Origin of the sequence: Nocardia sp. XZ_19_385 (genome assembly GCF_015355755.1) — a bacterium.
GTDB lineage: Bacteria > Actinomycetota > Actinomycetes > Mycobacteriales > Mycobacteriaceae > Nocardia.
On sequence record NZ_JACVEE010000009.1, the window covers coordinates 37,186 to 43,724 of the forward strand.

At 67.7% G+C, this 6,539-nt stretch carries 8 protein-coding genes; 6 read left to right on the plus strand and 2 right to left on the minus strand.

Features of this window, described 5'->3' with window-relative positions; genetic code table 11:
• Positions 1-9 precede the first annotated feature (9 nt).
• The 6 genes from IBX22_RS36770 to IBX22_RS36795 all read left to right on the plus strand — a co-directional run bounded on the left by IBX22_RS36770 (position 10) and on the right by IBX22_RS36795 (position 5,025).
• Positions 10-1,032 carry an ABC transporter substrate-binding protein gene (locus IBX22_RS36770; protein WP_194820464.1) on the plus strand — a complete coding sequence of 341 codons (1,023 nt, stop codon included), beginning with the start codon at positions 10-12 and terminating at the stop codon, positions 1,030-1,032.
• Between the two features lie 23 nt (positions 1,033-1,055).
• Complete coding sequence (locus IBX22_RS36775) at positions 1,056-1,439, plus strand: hypothetical protein (protein ID WP_194820465.1); 384 nt, start codon at positions 1,056-1,058, stop codon at positions 1,437-1,439.
• Between the two features lie 81 nt (positions 1,440-1,520).
• Entirely contained in the window at positions 1,521-2,801 is a 1,281-nt protein-coding gene (locus IBX22_RS36780) for a DUF2786 domain-containing protein (RefSeq protein ID WP_194820466.1), read from the plus strand.
• Positions 2,802-2,903: 102 nt separating this feature from the next.
• On the plus strand, positions 2,904-3,623 hold the full coding sequence (locus IBX22_RS36785; protein WP_194820467.1) for a DsbA family oxidoreductase: 720 nt from the start codon (positions 2,904-2,906) through the stop codon (positions 3,621-3,623).
• 109 nt (positions 3,624-3,732) lie between these two features.
• Positions 3,733-4,479, plus strand: a complete 747-nt coding sequence (locus tag IBX22_RS36790; RefSeq protein WP_194820468.1) for a hypothetical protein — start codon at positions 3,733-3,735, stop codon at positions 4,477-4,479.
• 78 nt (positions 4,480-4,557) lie between these two features.
• Positions 4,558-5,025, plus strand: coding sequence for a GNAT family N-acetyltransferase (locus IBX22_RS36795; RefSeq protein ID WP_309234947.1), 468 nt, complete (start codon positions 4,558-4,560; stop codon positions 5,023-5,025).
• Here IBX22_RS36795 and IBX22_RS36800 read toward each other — a convergent pair.
• Positions 5,022-5,492, minus strand: coding sequence for an SRPBCC domain-containing protein (locus tag IBX22_RS36800; protein ID WP_194820470.1), 471 nt, complete (start codon positions 5,490-5,492; stop codon positions 5,022-5,024). The genes IBX22_RS36795 and IBX22_RS36800 overlap by 4 nt on opposite strands.
• Positions 5,493-5,503: 11 nt before the next feature.
• The gene (locus IBX22_RS36805; RefSeq protein WP_194820475.1) at positions 5,504-6,322 is read right to left on the minus strand and encodes a DUF1206 domain-containing protein; all 819 of its coding nucleotides are present in this window, start codon (positions 6,320-6,322) and stop codon (positions 5,504-5,506) included.
• Between the last annotated feature and the right edge of the window lie 217 nt (positions 6,323-6,539).

Here is a 6,539-nt window from a genome sequence, read left to right on the forward strand (position 1 = left end):
GCAATATCGATGAGGAACTCCATCCGGGTGCTGGCCGCGGCCGCGCTGACCGCCACCCTGGCCGCCTGCGGCAACCAGGCGCCCGCCGCGGGCACCCTGACCGTCCGCAACTGCGACGCCGACGTGCCGTTCCCCGCGCAGGCGCAGCGAATGTTCGTCAACGACGGCAACCTGATCTCCATGGCGCTGGCGCTCGGCGCGCAGGACCAGGTGGTCGCGGTGTCGAGCGTGCAACGGGACGCCGACACCCTGCGCCGGCACTACGGCACGGTCGTCGACGACCTGAAGTCCGTTGCTCCGCAATACCCGACGCGTGAAACCGTGCTCGCGCAGCGACCTGACGTCATGGTCGCGGGCTGGAACTACGGCTACGACGAAGCCAAGAACCTCACCCCCGCCTCGCTGCGCCAGGACGGCGTCGCCGCCTACGTCCTCACCGAAAGTTGCCGCCAGCCCGGCGAAGGCGCCCGTGGCATCGTCGAACCGTGGACCGCGCTGCGCACCGACCTCACCAACCTCGGCGCCATCACCGGCCGCACCGACCGCGCCGCCGAGCTCACTGCCGACCTGGACAAGCGGCTCGCCGCACTGAAATCCGCGCCGCAGCCGCAGCGCAGGCCCGATATCTTCCTCTTCGACAGCGCCAGCGACACCATCTTCTCCAGCGGCAAATTCGGTGCGCCGCAAGCGATCCTGGAAGCCGCGGGCGGCCGGAACATCCTCGACGACGTCGACGACACCTGGACCAAGGTCTCCTGGGAGCGGCTCGCGGCCTCCGATCCCGACGCCATCATGTTCGTCGACTATCCCGAACAGACCTTCGCACAGAAGGTGGAACTGCTGCGCGGCAAGCCCGGCATCAACCAACTGCGTGCCGTCACCGAGGGCCGTTTCCTGAACCTCCCCTACGCCCTGTGGACCAGCGGCCCGCTCAACATCGATGCCGCCGAGCAGATCCGCAAGCAGCTGGAGCGCTGGAACCTGGTCCCCGCCTCCACGGTCACCCCGAAGACCGACGACGCCACCGGCTGATCATCACTCGTACAGTCGGGTGCATGGAATTGCAGCTCGACGTACAGCCCGCCCCGCCCCTGCAGTTGACGCCGAGCTGCACGATCTACACCGGCACACTCCGGCTGGCGATAAAAGGCCGGTTCTTCGATTCCCTGAAGGCACCGGCCGACGAGTTCGGCGTCTTTGTTCCCGACGTCCCGCCGCTGCTCGACGGCGCGCCCGAACCCCGCGTGTGGGCCGAGGCGTACGTCGCGAGCAATGTGTCCGCCCCGGCCGCCGGCTTTCCGTCCGGCGTCGACAACGTGCGGGGTACGTACCTGGCTGACCCACGCGGCGGCGACTCCCGATGGCTGCATCTCGGCGGCGCCGCGTACATCCGCAAGGGCATCGCGTTGAACTACCGGCTCACCGTGCAGACCGCATAGCGCCGACCGCTTTCCGGAGCTGTCGGTGGCAGGCCGTACCGTGCAGGTACCGCACCAACCGATGATGAGGGGGCTCCGACCATGGGTAAGAAGCCGAATCGCGCGCATCGGGCGGCCAAGCAGCGGGCGCGTCAGGGCGGGTCCGATTTCTGGATCACGCACGGCGGTGTGGGCGCACGGTCCCCGGAGCAGGCCGCCCAGGCGCTCGCCGCGGCCGCCCTGGAAACGGCCAAGGGAGAAACCGCCGAGCGTTTCGCCACCGAACTCGCCGGGCCCGACTCTCTCACCGCGGAGCTGGAGCACGGCGCGCATCTGGCGGGCCAGCACGTCATCACACGGGTCTTCGAGAATGGCTGGCTGCCCGCCGACATTCACGAGGCCGCCCGCCGCCGGGTCGACGAATTCGCGGTCAGCTATGTCACCGATGTGCTGGCCGCCTACCTCGAGCCCTACCCCGCCGCCACGATCGACGACACCTGGCACGACCAGCTCGAGGCAGCCGGAGTGCGCGTCTGGTGGTCCACGGCGCAACCACACCTGAGCCAGTGGGCCGGTAAGCAGCTGCTCACGCCGGTCGAGGCGCTGACCGCGGTCATCCAGGCGCTGGCCCTGCTGCTACGGCTACCGAAGCTGGAACTGATCCGGCCGCTCCCGGGCACGGTGCGCCGTTCCGCCGCGGACACTCCGCACCGCGTCGACGACAAGGCGCTCACCCGAGTCCGCGGTCTGCTGGCCAAAGCCGAATCCACCTCGTTCCCCGAGGAGGCGGAGGCGCTGTCGGCCAAAGCTCAGGAGCTGATGACCAAGTACGCCATCGATCGCGTACTGGTCGAAGCGCGCGCCGTCGCCGCCGACCTGCCCGGCGCCCGCCGCATCTGGCTCGACACTCCCTATGTCGACGCCAAAGCTCTCCTGGTCGAGGTGGTCACCCACGCGAACCGCTGTCGCGCCATCTTCTCGGACTGGGGCTTCACCACAGTCGTCGGCGACGAACCCGACCTCGACGCGGTCGAGCTCCTAGTCACCTCGCTGCTCGTCCAAGCCACCCGCGCCATGATCGCCGGTGCCGACCCGGATCCGCGCGACGCCCACTCCCGCACCCGATCGTTCCGGAAATCGTTCCTGCTCGCCTATGCCACCCGCATCGGCGAGCGACTTGCCGAAGCGAACGAGGCCACGATCGCCGAATCCGCCGAACCGGAACACCTGCTCCCGGTGCTGGCTTCACATCAGGCCAAGGTCGACAAGGCCTTCGACAGCCTGTTCCCCGCGGTCGCGCCCAAACGCACCACCATCGGCAGCGCCGCCGGGTGGGACGCGGGCCGTGCCGCCGCCGACCGCGCCCAACTCCAGCCACGCTGACCAGCTCAGGGAACATTCGCACAGGTCACGCTGTTTTCAGTCAGTGGTGCCGAGGCACTCGCGGCGGAAAGACCGCCCGCGCCGTTGTGGGAACGAGGTGTCATGGCCGTACAGGTCGAGATCTGGACCGATATCAACTGTCCGTTCTGCTATCTGGGCAAGCGGCGGTTCGAGGAGGCCCTGGCGGATTTCCCGCACCGCGACGCCGTCGAGGTGCTGCACCGGTCCTTCGAATTGGATCCCACCCTGGATCCGGGACACAGCGACGCGGTGATCCCGCATATCGCCGAGAAGTACGGCATCAGCGAGGCGCAGGCCGCCGCCAACGAGCGCGGTATCGGCGCGCAGGCCGAGGCGATGGGTTTGGACTACCGGATCGAGGGACGCGACTTCGGCAGCAGCTTCGATATGCATCGCCTGCTGCACTTCGCCCTCGCGCAGGGCCGCCAGGAAGCATTGCTGGATGCGCTGTACGAAGCCAACTTCGCCGATGCGCGACCGCTGTTCGGCGACAACGAACGCCTGGTGCAGGTGGCGACCGGCGCCGGATTCGACGCTGCCGAGGTTCGGGCCGTACTGGCCGACCCCGAGACCTACGCCGACGCGGTGCGGGCCGATGAAGCCGAGGCTGCCCGGCTGGGTGCCCGCGGTGTGCCGTTCTTCGTCATCGACCGGAAGTACGGGGTTTCCGGGGCCCAGCCGCCGGAGGTGTTCGCGCAGGCGCTGGAGCGGGCATGGAGCGACCACACACCGGAGCTCGAAGTGCTCGGCGGCAGCGAGGACGCCTGCGGACCCGAGGGCTGCGCAGTCCCGCACCAGTGATCACGCGCCGGCGACCGATGAGATAGGTGCTCCTGAAGATGGCGGGGCCGACGCGGGCCGTCTGTGAGTAGTCTGCGAAGGCAAAGCTTTTCGTCGGAAGGGTATTCATATGTCGGTCGCGGCCGCGGTAAGTGATCAGATTCAGCGGGCCGGCGGGAGCTTCATGTTCTCGCGCGAGGCAAAGGATTTCGCGGCGAGCACCGGCGTGGAGGGGTTCCTGGGCGGCTATGTGCGGGGCCGGGGTGGTGTGCTCGGCGATGTGGACGCCGATGTAGTGAGCTCGGCGTTCGGATTCTTGCCGCTGTCGACGATCCGCTCGGGGTGGGAGGCGACCGCAGCCATTCCCGCCGCGAAAGCGGCCGAGGGGTACTTGCAGGCCTGTCAGGATTTCGGGCGGCGCAAACTTGCGTCGTTCGAGGCGGCGCCGCGACTGGCGGAGCTGTTGGAAGCTGTTGTGCTGGGGGCGGATTCGGCCGGGGCCGCGTTGTTCGCCGGGTGGCGGGCGATGCCGTTGGCGGCGGACGCACCGGCTCGGGTGCTGCATCTGGCGCATACGCTGCGGGAGTTGCGCGGCGGGTTGCACCTGATGGCAATTCGCGCGAGTGGATTGACGCCGCTCGAGGCGGTGGTGATCAAGGGTTCGCCGTTCAACGACGGACCGGGCCAAGCGGCTTGGTTCGGGTGGCAGGCGCCGTTCCCCGAGATCACGCCGGAGGTGCGAGAGCGGTGGGAGCGGGCCGAGGCCCTCACCGGCGAGATGATCACCCCGGCATTCGACGTACTCGACGCGGAGGCAGGCGCGGAACTCGTCGCGCTCGTATCCGCCTGCCACGACACGATTTTCGCCAGCCGCTAGCGGGTGGGGTCCCACGACGTCGGGTCCGAGCTAGGACCCGACGCCTGGCCGCCCGCCCCGATCAGGACCGAGCGGCTCGTGCTTCGCGAGTCCGCGGCCCGCGACCGTGCGGCCTTCATCGAGCTGTTCGCCTCGCCCGAGGTCGGCACCTACATCGGTGGACCCCGGCCACGGGACGAGCTCGAGCGCGCAATGCCTGATGTGTCCGGACGACGGCCCGGCCTGTTCGTCATCGAACTCGACGGAGCGATGATCGGCATGATCACGCTCGATCGGCGCGCCATCGCGCGTCCAGGTCACGTCCGTCCGGACGCCGAACTCGGTTACATGTTCCTGCCGGAGGCGTGGGGACATGGGTACGCCGCCGAGGCGTGCGCAGCCGTACTCGACTGGTTCGCCGACGTGCTGCCCGGTGAGCCGTTGACGCTCTGCACCCAGACCGCCAACGACCGCGCGATGCGCCTCGCCGCGAAGCTTGGGTTCACCGAGGTGGACCGATTCGAGGAGTACGGCGCCGAGCAGTGGCTCGGCCTGTGGTCGGGCTAGGGGACGCGACCGGTTTCGGCGAGGGCGGCGAGCTTGGCCAGCGACAGGCGCCAGCCGAGCTCGTTCTGTTCGGGATCCAGTCCGCTGGGCAGGTTCTCGTGGATGGCGGTGAGGTCGGTGCCGCCGTCCTCGGCGTCGGCCAGGGAAATGGCGATGGTCATCTGCCCGCCCATCGCGGGATCGTCGGTTTCGAATTCGACGATCTGCACGACCTGTTCGCCGGGGATCAGGGTGACGAAGCGGCCGTGGTGGGTGTCGGTTTGCGCAGTTGTCTTACCGGTCCTGGTGGGGTCGTCGTAGGTGAGGGAGATGCGGAAGCGGCCGCCCTCGCGGGCGTCGAATTCGTGGACCTCACTGGACATCCCGGTCGGGACCTGCCAGGTCTGGACCGCTTCCGCATCGACCAGCAGACGGTAGACAGCCGACCTGGGCGCGTTGACGTGCTTGCCGATCAGGGTGGTCGCCATACCGGCACACGCTACATCTTCGCGAAGCGCGCCATGACGAAGCTGTACAGACCGTAGACGATGATGCCGAGCGCGGCCACGACCAGCAGGATCACGCCGTACGGCTGGGCGCCAAGCGTTTTCAGCGCACCGTCGAGCCCGGAAACCTCATCGGGCTTGGAGTGGAAGGTCGCGATGATCAGCAGCACGCCGATAGCGGCGATAGCGAGACCCTTCACGATGTAGGCGGTCATGCCCATCCGCCGCACCAGCTGACTGACGCCGCCCTGCAGGTCCTTCAGGAACTTCTTGCTGGCGCCCTTGTACATGTGGTAGCCGCCGACACCGATGATGGCCAGGGCGATCAGCACCAAGAGGATCTTGCCGCCGGTGTTCTCCATCAGACGTGCGCTCCAGCTGCGGCTCTCGTGCGTGCCGGATTTGCCGGCGCCGCGGGCGAAGCTCAATGCGGTGAACGCGAAGGCCAGATAGACGACTGTCAACGCGAAGGCTTTGCCCCGCCGGAACGCTTCGTGCTTCTTGTCGGCGTGGTCGGGTTTGGAGGCGCTGCCGAAGAACGTCTCAGCGAGGCGCCACAGCGCAAGGAGCACAAAAGCGACTACGGCGAACCACAATACGAACACGCCGCCCGGTTTGCTTGCCACCTCCGCCATGGCGCCGGATTGATCGGCGGTTTTGCTGCCGCCGCCGAACGCCAAGCGCAGCGCGAGGTAGCCGATGATCAGATGGACGATGCCGGTCATTACGTAACCGGCCCGCGCAAAGCGCTCGAACGTAGGGTTTTGGGCGATCCGCTCCGCCTGGGAGGTGTTGCCGGCTGTAGTGCTCATCGAGATCCTCACTCCTGTCGAACTGATTCCGGCGATACCCGGACAGGAGGTCTCGAAACGAGTTGCGCCGCAAGCGCTGTGCGCATTTCGAACGCAAAAAGGCCCCCAACCAATGGTTGGGGGCCTTTCGCAATGATGTTCCGGCGGTGTCCTACTCTCCCACACCCTGTCGAGTGCAGTACCATCGGCGCAGGTGGCCTTAGCTTCCGGGTTCGGA